17 protein-coding genes are annotated in these 19033 nt (G+C 54.7%); 8 read left to right on the top strand and 9 right to left on the bottom strand.

Features of this window, described 5'->3' with window-relative positions; translation table 11 throughout:
- Nucleotides 1–21: 21 nt before the first annotated feature.
- The 4 genes from osmV to CTZ24_RS10270 all read right to left on the bottom strand — a co-directional run bounded on the left by osmV (nt 22) and on the right by CTZ24_RS10270 (nt 3474).
- Nucleotides 22–1158: an osmoprotectant ABC transporter ATP-binding protein OsmV gene (gene osmV / locus CTZ24_RS10285; RefSeq protein ID WP_021183195.1), complete on the bottom strand. Its 1137-nt coding sequence runs from the start codon at nt 1156–1158 to the stop codon at nt 22–24.
- Nucleotides 1158–1805 (bottom strand): osmoprotectant ABC transporter permease OsmW, encoded by a 648-nt coding sequence (gene osmW / locus CTZ24_RS10280; protein WP_021183196.1) that lies wholly within the window; start codon nt 1803–1805, stop codon nt 1158–1160. The genes osmV and osmW overlap by 1 nt, the downstream gene beginning before the upstream one ends.
- A gap of 9 nt (nt 1806–1814) precedes the next feature.
- Nucleotides 1815–2663: a glycine betaine ABC transporter substrate-binding protein gene (locus CTZ24_RS10275; RefSeq protein ID WP_244634044.1), complete on the bottom strand. Its 849-nt coding sequence runs from the start codon at nt 2661–2663 to the stop codon at nt 1815–1817.
- Nucleotides 2664–2757: 94 nt separating this feature from the next.
- Nucleotides 2758–3474, bottom strand: coding sequence for an ABC transporter permease (locus CTZ24_RS10270; protein ID WP_021183198.1), 717 nt, complete (start codon nt 3472–3474; stop codon nt 2758–2760).
- 322 nt (nt 3475–3796) lie between these two features.
- Between CTZ24_RS10270 and CTZ24_RS10265 the strand changes: the two genes are divergently transcribed.
- Nucleotides 3797–5260, top strand: a complete 1464-nt coding sequence (locus CTZ24_RS10265) for an MDR family MFS transporter (protein ID WP_208723458.1) — start codon at nt 3797–3799, stop codon at nt 5258–5260.
- Between the two features lie 68 nt (nt 5261–5328).
- On the opposite strand, the gene CTZ24_RS10260 is transcribed toward CTZ24_RS10265, so the two are convergent.
- Together CTZ24_RS10260 and CTZ24_RS10255 are read right to left on the bottom strand one after the other, a co-directional pair.
- Entirely contained in the window at nt 5329–5622 is a 294-nt protein-coding gene (locus CTZ24_RS10260; RefSeq protein ID WP_021183200.1) for a DUF1161 domain-containing protein, read from the bottom strand.
- 52 nt (nt 5623–5674) lie between these two features.
- A complete protein-coding gene (locus tag CTZ24_RS10255) occupies nt 5675–6010 on the bottom strand; it encodes a DUF1283 family protein (RefSeq protein ID WP_208723457.1) in 336 nt (111 codons plus the stop codon).
- Nucleotides 6011–6140: 130 nt separating this feature from the next.
- Here CTZ24_RS10255 and CTZ24_RS10250 point away from each other — a divergent pair, with 130 nt between their 5' ends.
- Nucleotides 6141–6470 carry a YnfA family protein gene (locus tag CTZ24_RS10250; RefSeq protein WP_021183202.1) on the top strand — a complete coding sequence of 110 codons (330 nt, stop codon included), beginning with the start codon at nt 6141–6143 and terminating at the stop codon, nt 6468–6470.
- A gap of 41 nt (nt 6471–6511) precedes the next feature.
- Here the strand turns inward: CTZ24_RS10250 and ydfG are convergent, their stop codons facing one another.
- Complete coding sequence (gene ydfG, locus CTZ24_RS10245; RefSeq protein ID WP_021183203.1) at nt 6512–7258, bottom strand: bifunctional NADP-dependent 3-hydroxy acid dehydrogenase/3-hydroxypropionate dehydrogenase YdfG; 747 nt, start codon at nt 7256–7258, stop codon at nt 6512–6514.
- A 603-nt stretch (nt 7259–7861) separates the two neighbouring features.
- On the bottom strand, nt 7862–8203 hold the full coding sequence (locus tag CTZ24_RS10240; RefSeq protein WP_208723456.1) for a hypothetical protein: 342 nt from the start codon (nt 8201–8203) through the stop codon (nt 7862–7864).
- A gap of 984 nt (nt 8204–9187) precedes the next feature.
- Between CTZ24_RS10240 and guaD the strand changes: the two genes are divergently transcribed.
- The 5 genes from guaD (at nt 9188) to dcp (ending at nt 17202) form a co-directional block, all read left to right on the top strand.
- Nucleotides 9188–10516 carry a guanine deaminase gene (gene guaD, locus CTZ24_RS10235; RefSeq protein WP_208723455.1) on the top strand — a complete coding sequence of 443 codons (1329 nt, stop codon included), beginning with the start codon at nt 9188–9190 and terminating at the stop codon, nt 10514–10516.
- On the top strand, nt 10513–11955 hold the full coding sequence (gene xdhA / locus CTZ24_RS10230; protein ID WP_208723454.1) for a xanthine dehydrogenase small subunit: 1443 nt from the start codon (nt 10513–10515) through the stop codon (nt 11953–11955). Before guaD ends, xdhA begins: the two co-directional genes overlap by 4 nt.
- Complete coding sequence (gene xdhB / locus CTZ24_RS10225; RefSeq protein ID WP_208723453.1) at nt 11945–14311, top strand: xanthine dehydrogenase molybdopterin binding subunit; 2367 nt, start codon at nt 11945–11947, stop codon at nt 14309–14311. The genes xdhA and xdhB overlap by 11 nt, the downstream gene beginning before the upstream one ends.
- Entirely contained in the window at nt 14298–15071 is a 774-nt protein-coding gene (xdhC, locus tag CTZ24_RS10220) for a xanthine dehydrogenase accessory protein XdhC (protein ID WP_021183207.1), read from the top strand. Before xdhB ends, xdhC begins: the two co-directional genes overlap by 14 nt.
- 82 nt (nt 15072–15153) lie before the next feature.
- Nucleotides 15154–17202, top strand: coding sequence for a peptidyl-dipeptidase Dcp (dcp, locus tag CTZ24_RS10215; protein WP_208723452.1), 2049 nt, complete (start codon nt 15154–15156; stop codon nt 17200–17202).
- 100 nt (nt 17203–17302) lie between these two features.
- Here the strand turns inward: dcp and hpxO are convergent, their stop codons facing one another.
- A complete protein-coding gene (gene hpxO / locus CTZ24_RS10210; protein WP_021183209.1) occupies nt 17303–18460 on the bottom strand; it encodes an FAD-dependent urate hydroxylase HpxO in 1158 nt (385 codons plus the stop codon).
- A gap of 311 nt (nt 18461–18771) precedes the next feature.
- Between hpxO and CTZ24_RS10205 the strand changes: the two genes are divergently transcribed.
- Complete coding sequence (locus CTZ24_RS10205) at nt 18772–19011, top strand: hypothetical protein (protein ID WP_036625193.1); 240 nt, start codon at nt 18772–18774, stop codon at nt 19009–19011.
- Nucleotides 19012–19033 lie beyond the last annotated feature (22 nt).

Here is a 19033-nt window from a genome sequence, read left to right as displayed (position 1 = left end):
GTGAATGCAAGGCAATCCCTCTCAGGGATTTAACCGCCGCCGCGTCCGGCCGGAGCTCAAATAATCCGCAATATAATCCTGCGAAATTTCGCCACTGTAGCGGCCCTCTTCATCGACAATCGGCATCCAGACCAGATTGTGTTCATACAACTTCGACAGCACCACGCGCAGGTTTTCTTCCGCCTTGCCGGTGACGGTGAAGGTATGCAACATCTCTTCACAGCGACCACTGGCACCACGCGCTTCGCGGCGTTTGACAAATCCCAGCGGTTTACCGTCGTTATCGACCACCGTCACTGAACGCATATCGTTGTCGTCCATAGTGGCAAAGGCCTCGGCGAGTGGCGTGCTGCGCTGCACGGTGATGGTCGGTTGTTGATCGGTGACATCGCCCGCCTGTACCAGCAACAAACGTTTCAGCGTGCGGTCCTGGCCGACAAAAGATCCAACAAAGTCGTTGGCGGGCTTTGCCAGCAGCTCATCCGGGCTGGCGCACTGAACGATTTTTCCCTGACCAAACACCGCGATGCGGTCGCCCAGCTTGAGTGCCTCATCAATGTCATGGCTGACCAGCATCACGGTCTTTTTCAACTGTCGCTGCATATCAAGAAACTCGTTCTGGATCACCTCACGGTTAATCGGATCGACCGCGCCAAAAGGTTCGTCCATCAGCAGCACCGGTGGATCTGCTGCCAGTGCACGGATCACGCCAATGCGCTGCTGTTGACCGCCCGACATCTCACGCGGGTAGCGATGCAGAAACTTCGTCGGGTCGAGCGCCACCATACTCATCAGTTCAGTGGCGCGCTCACGACAACGCTTTTTATCCCAGCCCAACATGCGCGGCACCACGGTGATGTTTTCTTCAATAGTCATATTCGGGAACAGACCAATTTGCTGAATCACATATCCGATGTTACGGCGCAGCGTCACCGTATCCTGGGCGCTGGTATCTTCACCGTTAATCAGGATGTTGCCGCTGGTCGCCGGGATCAAACGGTTGATCATCTTCAGCGTAGTGGTTTTGCCACACCCGGAAGGGCCGAGCAGCACGCACATTTCCCCGGCGGGAACGTCAAGGCTGACGTTATCAACGGCGTTAAAGGTCGTACCGTTTTTCTGGGTAAAGGTTTTCGTCAGGTTTTCCAGTTTAATCATTAGCGAATCCCCTTTGGAGTCAGCGCTGACTGCAAACGATGCAGCAGCCAGTCAAGCACAATAGCCAGCAAACAAATCATCAACGCACCGGCAATTAACATACGAACATCGCTGCCGCTGATACCATCCAGCAGCTGTAAACCCAAACCACCCGCGCCGATCACCGCAGCAATTGCCATCACGCCGACATTCATCACCACGGCGGTGCGGATACCGCCAAAAATCACCGGCAGCGCCATGGGGATTTCAACCCAGCGCAAACGCTGCCAGAAGGTCATGCCAATACCACGACCTGCTTCACGCAGACCCGGCGGCAGGTTTTCCAGCGCGGTGTGGGTGTTGCGCACGATGGGCAGCAGCGAATAGAGAAACACGGCGGTAATGGCAGGCAGGGCACCAATTCCCTGACCGATCAGCGAAAACAATGGGATCATCAAACCAAACAGCGCGATAGTTGGAATGGTCAGCACAATGGTGGCGATGCCCAAAACCGGCGTCGCCAGCCATTTAAAGCGCACAATCAGAATCCCCAACGGGACGCCAACCAAGATGGCAAAACCGACCGCCACCAGTACCAGCCAGGTATGTTGCCATGTCAGAGCCAGCAGGCTGTCCCAGTTATCCATGATGTAATGCAGGGTATCCATCACGCCTCCTTACAGCATGTTTTTTGATTTGAGAAAATCACGCGCCACCTGTTCAGGTGACTGGTGATCGATATCGACGCGCTTATTCATTTCGGTAATCGCTGCGTCGGTAATCAGCGGTGACAGTTGATTCAACGCTGCCGCCAGTCCGGGATGGCTCTCCAGCACATCTTTACGCACTACCGGCGTGACGTTGTAACTTGGGAAGAAGTGCTTATCATCTTCCAGCACCTTGAGATCAAAGCCTTTTACTCGCCCGTCGGTGGTGTAGATCAGCCCCGCATCGACAAACCCTTCTTTGACGGCGTTGTACACCAGCCCAGGGTCCATCTGCCGAATCTGTGGGCGGTCAAGCGGCATGTTGTAGGCTTTTTGCAGCGGAACAAGGCCATCTGAACGCCCGGCAAACTCCAGATCCAGGCCCAGTTTCCAGTTATGGTCCGGGTCGGTTTTACGAATCTGCTCCAGCTTTGCCACCAGTTGCGACATGGTGCTAATGCCTTCCTTGTCAGCCCTGGCGCGCTGCATGGCAAAGGCGTACGTGTTGTTCATCGGTGCCGGGTCGAGCCAGACCAGTCCCAGCTTGCCGTCGAGTTGTTTCACCGTGTTATAGGCTTCCTGTGACGACATCGGTTTGGTGATGTGATTGAAGATGATCAGTGAGGTGCCGGTGTATTCCCACGTCATATCAATCTGTTTGTTAATCATTGCGTTACGACCGATAGTGGTCGCGATATTGGTTTTCGGGATCACCTGAAACCCTTTCTTTTCCAGCCACATTGCCGTCATGGCGGAAAGGATGTGTTGCTCGGTAAAACTTTTGGTCGCCATCACCAGCGGTGTGGCAGCAGCAGCCATCTGGCTAAGCGCCAGGGTGGCGGTCAGAACCAGCGCGCTGCGTTTTATCCAGCGCGCAAATCGGTTGGCAGTGGCCATCACAAAACTCCTGTTGTTATGCCGCTGCATGCGGGCTGAGGTAACGTCCAAGCGCCGCTAACAGCATGTCCAGGATCAGGGCGAACAGGGCGGTTGCCACTGCCCCGAGGATCAACGTCGGGAAGTCGTTGAGGTAAATGCCGGGGAAAATCAGCTCGCCGTAGCTGCTGGCGCCAATCAGAAACGCCAGTGGTGCAGTGCCGACATTGATGGCGGTGGAAATGCGTACCCCGGCGAGAATGACCGGCAACGCGTTGGGGATTTCCACCTGACGCAAACGCTGAAATTTCGTCATGCCAATACCGTTGGCGGCTTCCAGTAGCGAGGGGGGAACCGCGCTCAGTCCGGCATAGGTATTACGCACGATGGGGAGCAGAGAGGCGAGAAACAGCGCAATCAACGCCGGACGATCGCCGATGCCGACAATCACCATCGCCAGTGCCAGCACCGCTAACGGCGGTAGCGTATTGCCAACGTTGAAGATTTGCATCACGTATTCAGCCCACCCGCGGGCAAACGGGCGGCTTAGCAGAATGCCGCTGGGGATGCCGACCAGCAGCGCAAAAAACATGGACCAGAACACCAGAAACAGGTGCTGCTGCCCAAGGTAGATCAGATCGACCCTACGGGCGCGCAGAGTATCCAGCCCAAGCCCCCATACCAACAGGCCCACCACCAGCACAATGGCCAGCACGGCTAACCCGGTGCGTCGGGCGAGCGATGCGTTTTGCATAGCGAATGTCTCCCTGATTCGTGAAAAACAACCAAAATTGCCTGATTAAAGATAAAACGACTATCTAATGCCACTTTTCCAGTGAGAATCGGGAAAGTGGTTTTAGACCTATAGCAACGTTAATCGCGACATGCCAGTTTTTAGGGGAAAATCAGACAGATAGAAAAGAGGAAAAAACCGGCTTAAACCGCGTGAAATAAGGCACAATCCTCAATAAAAAAAATTCATCGATTATTTGTGACACCGTCACACACACGGAGCACGCAGAGGAAATCGACGGCTAAAAAATTCGGCCAGGATTACGACAAAGGAAGGAAGAAAAATGACTGAGAGCGCAGAAATTCAAACGGGTAACCGCCACTGGATCCTCATGGCCTGCATGCTGGCGATGTTTATGGCGGCAATTGAGGTCACCATCGTCGCCACCGCGATGCCAACCATCATTGCCGACCTGGGCGGGTTTTCGCATTTCGGCTGGGTCTTCTCTATCTATCTGCTGACACAGGCGGTCACAGTGCCGCTTTATGGTCGACTGGCGGATTTGTGGGGGCGTAAGACGCTGTTTTTTATTGGCGTCTCGCTGTTTCTTATTGGGTCGGTGCTGTGCGGTTTCGCCCATACCATGACGTGGCTGATTCTGTTCCGTGCGTTTCAGGGTTTAGGCGCGGGTGCCATCATGCCGTTGACCACCACCATCGTGGCGGATATTTATTCACCGCGCGAGCGTGCCAGCGTGCAGGGTTGGCTTTCCAGCGTCTGGGGCGTGGCGGCGATACTCGGCCCGTTAAGCGGAGCCTGGCTGGTGCAGCACTTTAGCTGGGCGGTGATTTTCTGGGTCAACGTACCAATTGGCCTGATCTCGATGCTGTTGCTGGCGCGTTTTCTGCCGGCGCGGGAACGGCGGCAGCACAGTTCGCTGAATATAACCGGCTGTGCCTGGTTGATGATCAGCGTCAGCGCGCTGTTAATCGCCTTATTGCAGGCCGAAGTGCTGGGCTATTGGTTGCTGCTATTTCTGCTGCTGGCATTGATCGCCGCTGTGTTCCTCAAACGTCATGAACAACGCGCCAGCGCGCCGCTGTTTCCGCTGGCTATCTGGCGCAGTCGATTGATTGTGGCGGGGAATGCCGGAAATCTGATCATTGGCGCAGCGATGATGGGGATCAGTGCCTTTCTGCCAACCTGGATTCAGGGAATTACTGGCGGTACGCCGTTGCAGGCGGGCAGTGCGCTGGCAATGATGTCAATTGGTTGGCCGCTTGCCAGCACCCTGAGTGGTCGTTTGATGTTGGTCACGTCTTACCGATTTACCGCGCAGTTGGGCGCATTGCTGCTGATTGCCGGTAGCGCCTTATTGCTGTTGCTGCGCGCCGACAGCGGGCTGATGCAGGCGGGGCTGACAGCCTTTGTCATCGGTACCGGCATGGGGATGACCAGCACGACCTTTCTGGTCTCGGTACAGAATCACGCGCATTACGAAATTCGCGGTATTTGCACTGCCTCAATCATGTTCAGCCGGATGCTGGGATCGGCGATTGGTACGGCGTTGATGGGGGCGGTGTTGAATTACAATCTGATGCGGCGCTTACCGGAGGCCAGCGATCCGATGCAAAAAATCATGTCGCACGAGAGCCGCCAGGCGTTACCACACGGCACTTTACAGGAATGGATTACGCAAATTGCCAGCTCATTGCACTGGGTTTTCGTGGTGGCGTTGTTGATTGCCGCATTGACGCTGTGGATCGCCTGGCTGATGCCGCACCAGCGGCCGGAGAACGAGGATTAATCCGTAGCGGCGCAATTTAGTTCGCATTGCAGGAAAAAACGCGCGATAAATCGCGCCGCTACGATCGTTTACTGTGGTGTATCGTGTGAGCTGCCAGCATCATTCGGGACGTTGCTTTGTGCGTCGCGACTCAGCTTCTTGTAGACAATCTTCTGGGTGTCATTTTCACAATGGCCCACCACCTGACCACCCGCCTGGTCGGCCTGATCGTTAGGGACGATCTCCAGTGTAAAATCCGATTCAGCCAGCCCGTTACTGACCAGTTTCTTGCTGATCTCTGCTTTAACGCTTTCGCAGGAGGCCTGCGCCAGCATCGGTAACGCCAGCAGGGACAGCAACATCACGGCAAGACGCTTTTTCATCACACACTCCTTTGGTTTGAACTCCCTTGATAACTATAGCAGCGTCAGCAACTTATGGTGTGACGATACGACCGGTGCGACGGTCAAGGCAGCGCAGCGTGTTGGGTTCCCAATAGGCGTTAACGTTGTAGCTTTTCTCGCAGGCATCACGGCTATCAAACGCTTTATCGGTTTTATCAAACTCTTTCTCGACGCGGGTATTCACTTTATTGCGCAGGTTGCGGGTGTCATTCCATTGCTCCTTGCTTTGACGTGCCGCCTCATTGCTGGACGCGCTGTTGCCGTTTTCAATGATCAGGCGATCGGTTTGCGCTGAAGCCAGTGGGGCAGCCAGCAAAACGCTGGAAGTCAGTACCGCTGCAAGCAGTGCGGGAAACAATTTTTTCATCGTCTTTTCCTTTAGTTAACGCCAGCACCATCGCGATGGTGGCTGTAACAACAATGCCCGGTAGTATATCATCGCTGCTTCTTTACTCACCAGCGGTGAGGCATTTGTTGAGACTTCTGAGAGACTTTTTATGCTGGTGAAAACCACCTTGCTGTTTTTTTTAACTGCGATTGCGGAAATTGTTGGGTGCTTTCTGCCGTGGTTATGGCTGAAGAAGGGCGCGACAGCATGGTTGTTACTGCCTGCGGCGGCCAGCCTGATGCTGTTTGTCTGGTTGCTGACCCTGCATCCGGCGGCCAGTGGTCGCGTTTATGCCGCTTACGGTGGCGTTTATGTGTTGACCGCGTTGATCTGGCTACGTGTGGTGGATGGGGTAAAACTCAGCCCGTGGGATTGGGCCGGGGCGTTGATTGCCTTGAGCGGCATGCTGATTATTGTCGCGGGTTGGGGACGGGCCTGAGTTTCGCGTAGCGGCGCGATTGATCGCGCCGCCAGGTATTTTTAGTCCTTATGTACCTTCAAACCCGCCAGGGTTTGCGTCACCGGCATCATTTCCAGCGTGTTGATATTGACGTGCTTCGGTAGCGTCGCCACCCAGTATACCGCTTCGGTGACATCCTCGGCGGTCAGTGCGGTAGTCCCTTCATAAACCTTATCGGCTTTACCGTCGTCACCTTTGAAACGCACATTAGAAAACTCCGTACCGCCCACCAGACCCGGTTCGATATCGGTGACGCGCAACGCGGTGCCGTGCAGATCGGTACGTAAATTCAGGCTGAACTGGCGCACAAAGGCTTTGGTTGCACCATAGACGTTGCCACCGGCATACGGCCAGCTTCCGGCAATCGAACCAATGTTGATGATATGGCCAACGTTGCGTTCCACCATAGCGGGCAGCAGGGCGCGCGTCATGTACACCAAACCTTTGTTGTTGGTGTCGATCATATTTTCCCAATCTTCGATATTGGCTTTATGCGCGGGTTCGATACCGAGCGCCAGACCGGCATTGTTGACCAACACATCGATATTGCGCCATTCAGCCGGCAGTGCGGCGATAGCTTCTTCGATAGCGGCACGGTTGCGCACATCCAGTTGTACGGTGTAGAGATTGTCGCCCAGTTCGTCTTTCAATTCCTGCAAACGCTCAACGCGGCGTCCGCTGGCGATCACTTTATGACCTGTAGCAATGAAGCGGCGGGTGATACTTTGACCAAAACCGGCCGTCGCACCGGTAACAAAAATAATCATCTCACTGTTCCTTAAACGATTGCGTGTCACAATTAATCTATTGATTCAAATTGGAAAAATCCACCTAAAATTCGAAAGAGGGCAAAACAAAACTGCCAGCAAGGTGTTAAGCATGGCGACCTGATCGCCGCTTAACGCCAAAATCCATGAACCTTAAACATCATAAACCATCTGTGCATTTTCATGGCCCATCTGGGTCACGTTGCATGTTGCATGTTGCATGTTGGACAGGTACATCCATCACGCATAAGTGTCACAGGGCTGATGTATGCGCTGTAAGGCGATACGTTACTCATTCTGAAATTGTTAAAATGTGGATAGCCAATATCTTTATCGAATTGAACAGCCGGAATATAATTAACATTGGGCGTCAAATGAGAATATCTATATTTAACATGGAGTTGTGCAATTGATATTTATCAAAATTATCGGCATAAAACAGATTCAAATTAAAGGCGTGTGATACGCGAATGTGACACGCTTTGCTTTCATATTATATGTGAGCTTTTCAGTACCAACCCTAATCACTGCTTCATGTTATTAACCCGCGCAAGCGGGTTTTTTTTGGATGATATTCGATAAAGCCGTCGGGAAGCCTGATTGTTACAAATCTGCGTATTCAAGAATTTCTTCGCCCATGAGCGTGCAATCAAGGTCGGAATAGTAACTGAAACGCATTCTGTATTTGCCTTTGTAGATATAACCCCACGCTTCTAATACATCGAATTTTTGTGATGGATTCTGAGGATTACTCACTTTCTCCAGCGGAGTTACTTTGTTGTCTATAGAGATTCGGTCATCATTATCCCGATAAAAAGACAGGAGTTTTTTTGCATCTTTAAGAGCCGTATCTTTACACGTCATTGACGATTGTTGTCCGGCTGCGTATGAGCTGAAAGCCGAGAGCAGAAAAACTAAAGAGAAAACAAATTTAAATTTTAACATTGTCAAATACCCATCTCATTCTTGATCCGATCAAGTGCACGCTTCCTCTCAACAAGTCCGTTATAACCACCGTTAACGGCATAGGTTACTGCTTTGAAATCATCTCGGTCGGCAGGTATGTTTACGTGTCGCTTGTGCCAGAATTCACAGGCAGTCCTGACGGCTACATCAGGATTAGATGAAACCAGTCCAGGGTGATTAACCAAATCCTCATGGAGAATACGTCCAACCCGGATATTTGTTACCGAGCGCCCGACCAACAGCGGTGTTGTATTCGTACTCCTTACCGCCGTTTCTGGCTCTTTCCGTCAGCGATGAAAAGTTTGCAGTTTCAACACAAGACTGTGCCAGAAAGTGTGCGAGTCGGAGGTCTGAGTCGATTTTGTAAAACGGTAACCATTGGTTGAGTGAGGGGACAAGAGCACTGACATTGTGCTGTTGAGAATTTAGAAGGCTTCTTTCATGAAGATAATGCTGAGCGATTTTCCATAAAAAAACCGGGTGTGATGCGGAACATTGAATGATTTCCTCCATTAAACTGAAACTTCCATCCATTCAAAAAAGCATTGAGCACATCAGTTCTGTAGATACTCATTGTAACGTGACTTTAAGAAATTTTAACAACTGACTTTGTCCAGAAATGTTTCCGTACCATCAGCACAAGCCCTCTGGCCATCCAAAGGCTTTGCTTAATTCCACCTGCACGATTTCAGCGCACAACCGCACCAATATGGCACAAATCATTGCCACGCAAAGGGTACAAAAAGCCCGTCTCACCGGCGGTTGTTAAATCGCAACCGATTGCGAAGCATGGCAACCGTTTGCGCATTCGGTTGCCTGGGCATGCTGCCATAGAAATCCCTTATAACAACCTAATATATTGAATATAAACATAAAAATAAGTTATTTGTGTTGGCATGGTGTTTGCAAAACTCCTTAAAGGCCATCACCTGCCATAACAAAGATAACGCAAGGAACTACTTTATGCCTTTTGCATCCGAAACCACGCTGCGCGCCAGTTTTTTTGATTTTACCGGCGTGGCACAACAACCCGATACCATTGCTGATCAGGCGCGCTACCTCGAAGATGGTGTATTGACGCTGCACGACGGAAAAGTTGTCAGCCTGGAGAGCTGGGAAAGCGCACAGTCGCGCATCAACCCTGCCACGCTGATCGACCTGCGCGGCAAACTGATCGTACCGGGATTTATCGATACCCACATTCACTATCCGCAAACCGAGATGATAGGGGCGTTTGGTGAGCAACTGCTGGAATGGCTGAACCAATACACTTTCCCGGTCGAGAGCCAGTACCACTGTCCCGATCATGCGGCACAGATGTCAGCGTTCTTTCTGCATCAGCTGCTGGCGAACGGTACCACCACCGCGCTGGTATTTGGTACCGTGCATCCGCAGTCGGTGGAAGCATTGTTTAGCGCCGCAGAGCAGCTCAATATGCGTCTGATTGCCGGTAAGGTGATGATGGATCGCAACGCACCGGCTTATCTGACCGAAACCCCGCAGGCAAGCTACCTGCAAACCCGCGCCTTGATTGAACGCTGGCATAATCGTGGCCGTCTGAGTTATGCGCTGACGCCACGCTTTGCCCCGACATCGTCGCCACAGCTGTTGGAAAAAGTCCGGCAGCTACGGGCAGAGTTCCCCGACACCTGGTTGCACACCCATCTGAGCGAAAATCCGCAGGAAATCGCCTGGGTCAAAGAACTGTTCCCGGAGCATGACGGCTATCTCGATGTGTATCACCAGCATCAGCTCACCGGCAAACGCAGCGTGTTTGCCCACTGTCTGCATCTGGATGACCATGAATGGCAGTGCCTGCACGATACCGATTCATCAATTGCTTTCTGTCCGACCTCCAACCTGTTTCTCGGCAGCGGGTTATTTAACATCAAACGCTGCTGGCAGCAGGGCGTACGGATGGGGATCGGCACTGACGTCGGTGCTGGCACCACCTTTAACATATTGCAAACCCTTGGTGAGGCTTACAAAGTCGGCCAGCTTCAGCACTATAAACTCAGCGCCTGCGAAGCCTTTTATCATGCCACGCTCGGCGGAGCGCATGCGCTGGATCTCGATCATGCCATCGGTAACTTCAATCCGGGTAAAGAGGCGGATTTCGTGGTGCTCGACCCCGCTGTTTCAGCGTTGCAGCAATTGCGTTACGCCAACAGCAAAGATATCTGGGAAAAATTGTTTGTGCTGATGACACTGGGTGACGATCGCAATATCGCGCAGACCTGGGTCAATGGTCAGCCGGTCTGGCAACGGGAAAGCGGGGTAAAAGCGGCATGATTCAGTTTCTGCTCAATAATCGACTGGTGACTGAACGCGATCTCGATCCGAACCTCACCGTATTGAATTATTTGCGTAATCATCAGCAACGTCGTGGCACCAAAGAGGGCTGCGCCTCGGGCGACTGCGGTGCCTGCACCGTGACGCTGGGGAAGGTGATGGATGGACGCATGCATTATGAGACGGTGAACAGTTGCCTGACGCTGGTCAGCAGCCTGCAAGGCAAGCAACTGATTACCGTCGAGGATTTACGCCAGGGGGGCGATCTGCACCCGGTACAGCAGGCAATGGTCGATTGTCACGGTTCGCAGTGTGGCTACTGCACGCCAGGTTTTGTTATGTCGTTGTTCACATTACAGAAAAACAGCCACGGCTGGGACCGGCACCAGGCGGAACAGGCGCTGGCGGGCAATCTGTGTCGCTGCACCGGTTATCGGCCCATTATGGATGCGGCACAGCAGGCCTGTGAGCAGCCGGTCTGCGACAACTTCAGCCAGAGCGAAGCCAGCGTGGTGCAACGCTTACAGGCGTTGGTCAGCAACGAGGTGCAGATACTGGAAGCCAACGGCAACCGCTGCCTGGTGCCAAAAACCCTGGATCAGCTGGCAGCCCTCTACCAACAACATCCGCACGCGCGTTTGCTGGCGGGCGGCACCGACCTGACGTTACAAATTACCCAGCAATATCAGCAGATTCCGCTGTTGATCGCGCTGGAGCAGGTCGCAGAGCTGAAGGTATGCAGCGAAGATGAAGCGCACTGGCGTCTGGGCGCAGGGGCGTCACTGCATCAATGCTATCAATTTCTCGCAGCACGCATTCCGGCGTTCAGCCGTATGCTGGAACGCTTTGCCTCGTTGCAAATTCGTCATCAGGGCACGCTGGGCGGCAATATTGGCAACGCTTCGCCGATTGGTGATGCTGCGCCGATGCTGCTGGCGCTGAATGCCCGACTCGAATTACAGCAGGGGGAACAGTGTCGGGAAGTGCCGCTGGATCAGTTCTTTACTGGTTATCGCCAGACGGTGTTGCAACCCGGCGAGTTTATTCGCACTATCATCATACCTCGCGTGACAGCGTCACCTGACTTTGTCGCCTGGAAGGTATCCAAACGCCTCGACGACGATATTTCTGCAATTTTTGCCGCCATCAACCTTCACGTTGAGGACGGCACGGTGCAGCATGTCCGCATTGCGTTTGGCGGCATGGCGGCCACCCCCAAACGTGCGCTCAATGCTGAAGCGGTGCTCAACGGTGCCACGTTTGACCTGACAACTATCGAATCGGCCTGCGCCGCCCTGAGCCAGGATTTCCAGCCGCTGAGTGATTTCCGCGCCAGCGCTGCCTACCGTTTGCAGGTGGCGCGGAATCTGTTGCGTCGCTACTACGCACAGGCCAGCGGCGAACTGACCATCGCAGAGGTGACGCGCTATGTCTCATAATCGCCCGCAACTGAATGAAACCCTGTTAAAAACCCAGTTTGACGCCGGTATACAAAGCGGTGTCGGGCGTAGCCGTAAACATGAAAGTGCGGATAAACATGTCTCCGGCGAAGCGATTTATATCGATGACAAACCCGATCTGCCGGGTTTACTGCATCTCTGCCCGCTGCTGAGTCCTCATGCTCACGCGCGTATTACCAAACTGGATGTGCAGCCCTGTTACGCAGTGCCTGGCGTGGTCAGCGTACTGACCTGGCGTGATGTGCCGGGCAGCAACGATGTTGGCCCGTTAGAACCGGGCGATCCGCTGCTGGCACAAGAAAAGGTGGAGTATCTCGGCCAGGTGGTGATAGCCGTAGCAGCAGATTCACCGGAAGCCGCGCGCGCCGGTGTCGAGGCGGCGATTGTCGAATACGAAGCGTTACCGGCGATCCTCGATGTTTGTCAGGCGCTGGAGCAGGGGCTTTTTGTCCAGCAGCCGCACGTCCACCAGCGCGGCGATGCGGATGCAGCGTTGGCCCGTGCACCGCACCGTATTCAGGGCAGTTTCCATATTGGTGGTCAGGAACATTTCTATCTGGAAACCCAGACGGCATTAGTGATCCCCGGTGAAGACCATGCGCTTCAGGTGTTCTCCTCCACCCAGAACCCGACCGAGGTACAAAAGCTGGTGGCTGAGGTGATGGGGATCAGCATGAATAACGTCACCATCGATATGCGCCGGATGGGCGGGGGTTTTGGCGGCAAAGAAACTCAGGCAGCGGGCGTTGCCTGCCTGTGCGCCATCGCCGCACGTCAGACGCGACGACCGGCGAAAATGCGCCTCGCACGCCGTGACGATATGCGTATCACCGGCAAGCGTCATCCGTTCTACGTGCGTTACGATGTCGGATTTGATGACACGGGACGTTTTTGTGGTGTGAAGCTCGATCTGGCAGGAAATTGCGGTTTTTCACTCGATCTTAGTGGATCGATAGTCGATCGAGCTATGTTCCATGCAGATAATGCTTATTACCTCGGCGATGCGCTGATTACCGGTTATCGCTGCCGTACCAACATCGCGTCGAATACCGCCTACCGTGGCTTCGGTGGGCCGCAGGGCATGGTGGCGATTGAGCAGATCATGGATCACATCGCGCGCGAGTTGCAGCTCGATCCACTGGAACTGCGCAAGCGTAACTACTACGGCAAGCAGGATCGCAACATCACCCATTATCACCAGCAGGTAGAGGATAACCTGCTGGATGAGATCACCAACCAACTGGAAACCAGCAGCGAATACACCGTGCGGCGCGCGGAAATTCAGGCATTTAACGCCGCCAATCGTGTGATGAAGCGCGGGCTGGCACTGACGCCGGTAAAATTTGGCATCTCCTTTACCTCCAGCTTTCTGAATCAGGCGGGCGCGCTGATTCTGATCTACACCGACGGCACGGTGCAGCTCAATCACGGCGGCACTGAGATGGGACAGGGGCTGAACACCAAAGTGGCGCAAATTGTGGCGGAGGTGCTGCAAATCGACATCAGCCACATTCAGGTTACCGCCACGGATACCGGCAAGGTGCCCAACACCTCGCCAACGGCGGCCTCCAGCGGAGCCGATCTTAACGGCAAAGCGGCACAGGATGCGGCGCAGACCTTGCGTGATCGCTTAACCGCGATGTTGTGCAAGCTGCATCAATGTGAGGCTGAGCAGGTCAACTTCAGCAACGGTATCGTGCGCGTCAGGGAGCAGCATTTCACCTTCGCCGATGTATGCCAGCAGGCGTGGCTCAACCAGGTGCCGCTGTCGGCTACCGGTTTTTATCGGGTGCCGGGTATCCATTATGACCGCAACGCCGGACGCGGCACGCCGTTTTACTACTTCTCTTACGGTGCCGCCTGCTGCGAGGTGTTGCTGGATACCTTAACCGGCGAGTACCGCTTGCTACGCGCCGATATTCTGCATGATGTCGGGGCATCGCTTAATCCGGCCATCGATATTGGTCAGGTGGAAGGCGGTTTTGTGCAGGGCATGGGTTGGCTGACCTGCGAAGAACTGGTGTGGAATGACCAGGGCAGACTGCTCACTGACGGTCCGGCCAGCTACAAAATTCCGGCCATCAGCGATGTGCCTGCCGATCTGCGCGTGACTCTGGTGGAGAACCGCAAAAACCCGCAGCAGACGGTGTTCCATTCCAAAGCGGTGGGCGAGCCGCCGTTTATGCTGGGGATTGCCGTATGGTGCGCGTTGCAGGATGCGGTCGCCAGCGTCGCGGATTACCGTCAACATCCGCTGCTGGATGCGCCAGCCACGCCAGAACGGGTTTTCTGGGGCGTACAGCGCCTCTCAGGAGCGGATGATGATCTACCATGACTGGATTAGCGTGCTGCATCGCCTGCGGGAAAAACGGGAAAGTTGTGTGCTGGTCACCGTGCTGAGCGAGCGCGGTTCGGTGCCGCGTGACAGCGGCAGCAAAATGGTGGTCACCGCCAGTGACAGTTTTCTCACCATCGGCGGCGGCCATCTGGAGTATCAATGTATCGCTCAGGCTCGCGAGATGTTGCAGCAGCAGCGCGCTGCACCGCATACGGAAGAGTTCGCGCTGGGCGCGCGGCTCGGTCAGTGTTGTGGCGGCATGGCGACCATTTTGTTTGAACCGCTGATGCAGCAACAACCAGAAATTCAGGTGTACGGTGCCGGGCATGTCGGGCAGGCGCTGGTGCAGCTATTGGCGACGTTACCCTGTCACATAACCTGGATTGACAGCCGTGCGGCACAGTTCCGCAACGTGCCGGAAGGCGTCACGGTATGTCAGGTGGATGACCCACTGGACTGCGTGGCGGAAGCCGCCCCAGGCAGCTATTTTGTGGTGATGACCCATCATCATCCGCTCGACCTGGCGTTGAGCGAAGCCATCCTGCGACGCGGCGACTTTCGTTATGCCGGGGTGATTGGTTCAGAAACCAAAGCACAACGCTTCCGTTACCGGCTCGAAGGTAAAGGTATTGCGGCAGATACGCTGGCGCGCCTGCGTTGTCCGTTGGGGTTGCCGGATGTCAAAGGGAAGCTACCCGCCGAAATAGCCGTAGCGGTGGCGGGTGAGATCATCAGTGTTTATCAGCGGCAGACGTGAGTTGTTGAGACGCGCTGAAACTGCCAGGATAGAAACATTCCGCCGGGGCTTGCTCCGGCGTTGCTGATGATCAGGAGCGATAATGAATTCAAGAGCCAATCCTTTCTTCACTGCCAGCACCTTACCGTATCAAACCCCACCGTTTGACCTTATTCAGGAAGACGATTTTCGCCCGGCGCTGGAAGCCGGCATTGACGAAAAACGCCGGGAAGTCGCGGCGATCGCCAGCAATCCAGAGCCTGCCAGCTTCGAAAATACCTATGAGGCGCTGGAGCGCAGTGGCCAACTGCTCAGTCGTGTCAACCTGGTGTTTGGTGCCATGACCTCAGCCAATACCAGCGAACGACTCCAGGACATTGATGAGTTGATCACCCCTAAACTGACCGCGCTGACCGATGAGATCACCCTCAACAGCCAATTGTTCAGCCGACTGGATTATGTTTATCAGCATCGGGGTTCACTCTGCCCGGATGCGGAAGCGATGCGGCTGACGGAAGTCACCTGGCAACATTTTAAACTGGCCGGTGCCGCACTGAATGACGCAGATAAAGCGCAACTGCGCGCCTGCAATCAGGAGCTGGCGACGCTCGGCACCAAATTTGGTAACCGCCTGCTGGCGGCCTCCAAAATGGGGGCGTATACCGTCAGCGACCCCGCAGCGCTGGCTGGGTTGAGTGCCGAAGAACTGGCTCACGCTAAGGCAGCGGCTGAGGCGCGCGGCTTATCTGGCGAGTGGTTGATCCCATTGCAGAACACCACTCAACAGCCCGCGTTGCAGTCACTGAGCGTACGCGCCACGCGTGAAGCGTTGTTCCAGCGTGCGCTGTCACGGTGTGAGCAGGGCGACGATAACGACACCCGCGCGCTGGTGCTGCGGATGGCGCAGTTACGTGCGCAGCGCGCCAGCCTGCTCGGCTTTAAAACCTATGCCGAGTGGGGGTTGCAGGATCAGATGGCGAAGACCCCGGAAGCCGCGTTCAGTTTTATGCGCAACATCGTACCCGCGGCGCGTGAACGCGCTGAACGTGAAGCGGCGGATATCCAGCAGGCGATTGAACAGGCCCATCACAGTTTTCCGCTGCGCGCCTGGGACTGGAATTTCTACGCTGAGCAGGTGCGTAAAGCCAAATATGACCTGGATGAAAGCCAGATTCGCCCGTATTTTGCGCTGGAAAACGTGCTGGAGAAAGGGGTGTTCTGGGCGGCCAGTCAGCTGTTTGGCATTCGCTTCAGCGAACGCCACGATCTGCCGGTCTACCACCCTGATGTGCGTGTGTATGAAATTTTTGATGCAGACGACACGCCACTGGCGTTGTTCTACACCGATTTCTTCAAGCGCGATAACAAAAGCGGTGGCGCGTGGATGAGCAATTTTGTCGATCAGTCGACGCTGCTCGACACCAAACCGGTGATTTACAACGTGTGCAACTACACCAAACCCGCCAGTGGTCAACCTGCGTTGCTGAGCTGGGACGAAGTCATCACCTTGTTCCACGAGTTTGGTCACGCGTTGCATGGTTTGTTCGCGTCGCAGCGTTATGTCAGCATTTCCGGTACCGCGACACCGCGCGATTTTGTCGAATTTCCGTCGCAGATTAACGAACACTGGGCCAGTAACCCGCAGGTGTTTGCCAACTATGCCCGCCACTATCAAAGTGGGGAACCCATGCCTGCCGAACTGCGCGAAAAAATGGTGCGTGCGGCAACGTTCAACAAAGGTTATGACATGACCGAGCTGCTGGCGGCGGCACTGCTCGACCTGCAATGGCATTCGTTGACCACGACGGATAACCCGGAAGATGTCAGCCATTTCGAGCTGCAAGCGCTGGCTGCGGAGAATATCGCGCTGAGTGCGGTGCCACCGCGCTACCGTTCCAGCTATTTCCGCCATATCTGGGGCGGCGGCTATGCCGCAGGTTATTACGCCTATATCTGGACGCAAATGCTGGCTGACGATGGCTATCAGGCGTTTGAGGAGCGGGGCGGCTTAACCCGCGAAAATGGGCAGCGATTCCGCGAGCAGATTTTGTCGCGCGGCAACAGCACCGATTTGCAGTATCTGTGGCTGGCCTGGCGCGGCAAAGCGCCGGAAATCGGCCCGATGCTGAAAAACCGCGGATTGTCGTCGTAGCGGCGCGATTTATCGGTTCAGCGCGTGCGGTTGCCCTCATCCCGTCCTTCTCCCGCAAGCGGGAGAAGGACGAGTGCATTATGCCAGCGGGGGGAGAGGATCAACCCAGCGGGCCGCCTTCAATGGTGTCGCACATCCCGGCGAGCACGCGCTCGCCGGTTTCATTTTTCAGTTCCTGATACCATGCGGCGGTAATCGCTGCATCTTTGGCGTGGGTAACGTCACAACGCTTACGCGCCTTCAGCACCAGATCTTTCGTGCGCTCCACCCGACGCGCCTGGTAACGCAGTAAGCCATCCTCAATCCCCAGCGAATGTGCCGCCAGCGTCTGCGCCAGCACGATCGCGTCTTCCATCGCCGCACAACCGCCCTGACCGATATCCGGCGTCGTGCTGTGCGCCGCATCGCCCAGCAGCGCCACCCGCCCTTTGACGAACTGGCTGAAAGGTTCGATATCGTGAATCTCCACGCGGTTGGTGGTTTCCGGGTTGATCGCATCGATCAGTCGCTGCACCGGATCGGCCCAGCCAGCAAAGTAACCACGCAGATCGTCTTTCAACGTGCTGCGATCTTCCGGCAAACCTTTCGGCAACGGTACATCAAAGAAGAAGTAAAAACGGTTGCCGCTCACCGGCATCAGCGAAACACGTTTGCCTTCGCCGACAAAGGTGGTCCACTGATCCGCCGGAGCGATGCTTTCGTCAATGGTCACCAGCCCGTTCCAGTTAACGTAACCGGCATAGCGACGTTCGACGCTTTCGCCCAGCACGTAATGGCGAATGACCGAATGGGTGCCGTCGGCGGCAATCAGGAAATCAGCTTGCTGCTGGCTGCCATCATCAAACCATGCCGTCACGCCAGTGGCGGTCTGCTCAACCTGGGTGACGCGCTTGCCGAAGCCAATGCGTGAACGGCCATAAGTATCAATCAGCATTGCCTGCAACTCGGCGCGTGCGACCGGGTAAGGATGTTCGCCAACCTGCTGCACCAGCGGATCCATGCTAAAGCGGGTCAGGGTAGCGCCGCTATGGGCATCGTTGTAGGCCATAAACGCCATATTGCCGCCCAGCGCCCGCAGGGACGCTTTCATACCCAGCGCATTGAGACACTTCACCCCATTGGGCCAGATTGAAATGGCTGCGCCTACCGGTTTCATCTCTTTGACCGCTTCAAACACGGCAGTGGTAAAGCCTGCTTTTTCCAGCGCAATTGCCGCGCTCATCCCGCCGATACCGGCACCAATCACAATCGCTTTCATAACCTTCTCCTTTGCTATACCGGAACAAGCTTGCAACTTTTGTACCAATAACGGAAGGTCAGGTTCCCAGGCAGCAATGCGCTGATATTTATTGATATTAATCAATTTATATCAGGGTAATTTCACAAGGCTGCACAACGATGCATCATCAGCTTGCACCGTATTGGTTCAATTCTTGCTGAGGTGTGAATCAATGGTTTCATTCGTAGCGGCGCGATTTATCGCGCAATATCGCACAACGACAAAAAGCCTGCGATAAATCGCGCCGCGACAGCCATACTCTTTCCGATTAACCACACGAGGGTAAGGCGATGAAGTGGACCATCCTGTTGCTGCTGCTCGTCAGCATTGGCGCAGCTGCTCAAACCCGCTGGCAACCAGAAGGCAAATCCCCGATCCCGCAGCTCACGCCTGCGGCGGCGAAATGCGATGTGTCGGCCTGTCAGCAGAATTGTTATATCCAGCAGTCACAATGCAACAACGACAAAAACGGCGCATGTGGCTCGCTGGCACAAATTTGTGTACAAAACTGTGCCAGCCAGTGTCGTTAACTGAAATAAAACTGTCATAACA

This window comes from Pantoea phytobeneficialis, from assembly GCF_009728735.1.
Lineage (GTDB): Bacteria > Pseudomonadota > Gammaproteobacteria > Enterobacterales > Enterobacteriaceae > Pantoea > Pantoea phytobeneficialis.
Note: the sequence above shows the minus strand (reverse complement) of the source record. Positions and strands in the feature narration are given on the sequence as shown.

Bases quoted from the DNA above. Each gene is read 5' to 3' on its own strand.
- CTZ24_RS10240 (WP_208723456.1), bottom strand. From the start codon at position 8,203: ATGTTAAAATTTAAATTTGTTTTCTCTTTAGTTTTTCTGCTCTCGGCT.
- ydfG (WP_021183203.1), bottom strand. From the start codon at position 7,258: ATGATTATTTTTGTTACCGGTGCGACGGCCGGTTTTGGTCAAAGTATC.
- osmW (WP_021183196.1), bottom strand. From the start codon at position 1,805: ATGGATACCCTGCATTACATCATGGATAACTGGGACAGCCTGCTGGCT.
- CTZ24_RS10275 (WP_244634044.1), bottom strand. From the start codon at position 2,663: ATGGCTGCTGCTGCCACACCGCTGGTGATGGCGACCAAAAGTTTTACC.
- CTZ24_RS10270 (WP_021183198.1), bottom strand. From the start codon at position 3,474: ATGCAAAACGCATCGCTCGCCCGACGCACCGGGTTAGCCGTGCTGGCC.
- CTZ24_RS10250 (WP_021183202.1), top strand. From the start codon at position 6,141: ATGCTGGTGAAAACCACCTTGCTGTTTTTTTTAACTGCGATTGCGGAA.
- CTZ24_RS10255 (WP_208723457.1), bottom strand. From the start codon at position 6,010: ATGAAAAAATTGTTTCCCGCACTGCTTGCAGCGGTACTGACTTCCAGC.
- xdhC (WP_021183207.1), top strand. From the start codon at position 14,298: ATGATCTACCATGACTGGATTAGCGTGCTGCATCGCCTGCGGGAAAAA.
- xdhA (WP_208723454.1), top strand. From the start codon at position 10,513: ATGATTCAGTTTCTGCTCAATAATCGACTGGTGACTGAACGCGATCTC.
- CTZ24_RS10260 (WP_021183200.1), bottom strand. From the start codon at position 5,622: ATGAAAAAGCGTCTTGCCGTGATGTTGCTGTCCCTGCTGGCGTTACCG.
- CTZ24_RS10265 (WP_208723458.1), top strand. From the start codon at position 3,797: ATGACTGAGAGCGCAGAAATTCAAACGGGTAACCGCCACTGGATCCTC.
- hpxO (WP_021183209.1), bottom strand. From the start codon at position 18,460: ATGAAAGCGATTGTGATTGGTGCCGGTATCGGCGGGATGAGCGCGGCA.
- xdhB (WP_208723453.1), top strand. From the start codon at position 11,945: ATGTCTCATAATCGCCCGCAACTGAATGAAACCCTGTTAAAAACCCAG.
- CTZ24_RS10205 (WP_036625193.1), top strand. From the start codon at position 18,772: ATGAAGTGGACCATCCTGTTGCTGCTGCTCGTCAGCATTGGCGCAGCT.
- guaD (WP_208723455.1), top strand. From the start codon at position 9,188: ATGCCTTTTGCATCCGAAACCACGCTGCGCGCCAGTTTTTTTGATTTT.
- osmV (WP_021183195.1), bottom strand. From the start codon at position 1,158: ATGATTAAACTGGAAAACCTGACGAAAACCTTTACCCAGAAAAACGGT.
- dcp (WP_208723452.1), top strand. From the start codon at position 15,154: ATGAATTCAAGAGCCAATCCTTTCTTCACTGCCAGCACCTTACCGTAT.